Here is a 1817-nt window from a genome sequence, read left to right on the forward strand (position 1 = left end):
CGGCGCCGATCTCGCGGAGAATGACTTGATGCACAAGGGCTTCGAGGGACGACTGGGTGAGCTCGGTCTGTGCGATGACGTTGCCGCTTTGAATGTAGGTTTGCACATCCAGCAAGCCGGCCTTGCTGAGCGCCACGCGCAGTTCGGCCATGGGCACCCGGTTCCTGCCGGTCGGCATCACTCCCCGCAGGAGGATTGCGTATTTATTCATGGCGTTCCGAGACCCGGAAAAGGGGCCGCCGGGAGGTGGCTGTTTTCAATGAGAGCTTGGGGCGGCGGGCGCTTGGTACTCACGATGATGCTCGCAATCCCGGCCGCGGAGGAAAGCATCGATGTCAGGGGCGCCGGGCTGGGCACGGGAGAGGCGCCGGAGCGCTTGCGCCAGCACGATCAGCGCAAGGCGCTTGCCGATGAGCTTCAGGGGTGTTCGGTTGCACGAAGAGCGAGACTTGCCAGGAGCGTCCGCTCATCGATCCGATGAGCGGGGCGGCTGGCGGTTTCTGTTGCTTGCCCTTGCGGGCGACTTACTTCTTGAGCGCCTTGGCGAAGGCGCTGGCGAGGGAGCCGGCCATGGTGGGCTCGCGGTTCTGCTTGGCGACTGCGGCGCGTTGGTTTCCGCGAGGGGCGTCGCGGCGCTCGGCGGCGGGCTTGGCGCCGGCGCCGGCTTGGTCGCCCATGCGCATGGTGAGGGCGATGCGTTTGCGCGGGAGGTCCACTTCGATGACCTTGACCTTCACCACCTGACCGGCTTTGACGATGGTGTGGGGGTCTTTGACGAAGCGGTCGGAGAGGGCCGAGACGTGCACGAGGCCGTCCTGGTGCACGCCGATATCGACGAAGGCGCCGAAGTTGGTGACGTTGGTGACGACGCCTTCGAGGATCATGCCGACCGTCAGATCCTTCAGTTCTTCGACGCCGTCCTTGAAGCTGGCGGTCTTGAACTCGGGGCGCGGGTCGCGGCCGGGCTTGTCGAGTTCCTTGAGGATGTCCTGCACGGTGGGCAGGCCGAAGCGTTCGTCGGTGTAGCGCTCGGGCTTGAGCTGGCCGATGAGTTTGGTGTCGCCCATCACTTCGCGGGCGCCCTTGTCGATGTCGGCGAGGATGCGTTCGACCAGCGGATAGGCTTCGGGGTGAACCGCCGAGGCGTCGAGGGGGTTGCTGCCGTTGGAAATGCGTAAAAAGCCGGCGGCCTGTTCAAAGGTCTTGGGGCCGAGGCGGGAGACGTCGAGCAGGGCGGCGCGGCTGGGGAAGGGGCCGTTGGCGTCGCGATGCGCAACGATGTTGGCGGCGAGGGTGGGGTTGAGGCCGGAGATGCGGGTGAGCAGCGCGGCCGAGGCCATGTTCACATCCACGCCGACGGCGTTGACGCAGTCTTCGACCACCGAATCCAGCGCACGGGCGAGACGGGTTTGGTTCACATCGTGCTGGTATTGGCCGACGCCGATGGATTTGGGATCGATCTTGACCAGTTCGGCCAGCGGGTCTTGCAGGCGGCGGGCGATGGAGACGGCGCCGCGCAGGCTCACGTCGAGGTCGGGGAATTCCTTGGCGGCCAGTTCGGACGCGGAATAGACCGAGGCGCCGGCTTCCGACACCACGATCTTGGTCATATGCAGCTCGGGGCGCAGTTTGATGAGGTCGGCGGCGAGTTTGTCGGTTTCGCGGCTGGCGGTGCCGTTGCCGATGGCGATCAGCGAGACTTTGTGCTTTTCGCACAGCTTCGAGAGCGTGTGCAGGCTGCCGTCCCAGTCGCGGCGGGGTTCGTGGGGGTAGATCACGCCGGTGTCGAGGAGCTTGCCGGTCTGGTCGACGACGGC

At 65.7% G+C, this 1817-nt stretch carries 2 protein-coding genes; both read right to left on the bottom strand.

Going from position 1 to position 1817, the window contains the following annotated elements; translation table 11 throughout:
* The coding region (locus tag ACE3TU_RS22000; protein ID WP_374627989.1) for a DUF1697 domain-containing protein at positions 1-211 on the bottom strand (211 nt) is incomplete at its 3' end.
* Positions 212-524: 313 nt separating this feature from the next.
* Positions 525-1817: helix-hairpin-helix domain-containing protein (locus ACE3TU_RS22005; RefSeq protein ID WP_374627990.1), on the bottom strand; the 1293-nt coding region annotated here is incomplete at its 5' end.

This window comes from Devosia sp. (assembly GCF_041917035.1).
GTDB lineage: Bacteria > Pseudomonadota > Alphaproteobacteria > Rhizobiales > Devosiaceae > Devosia_A.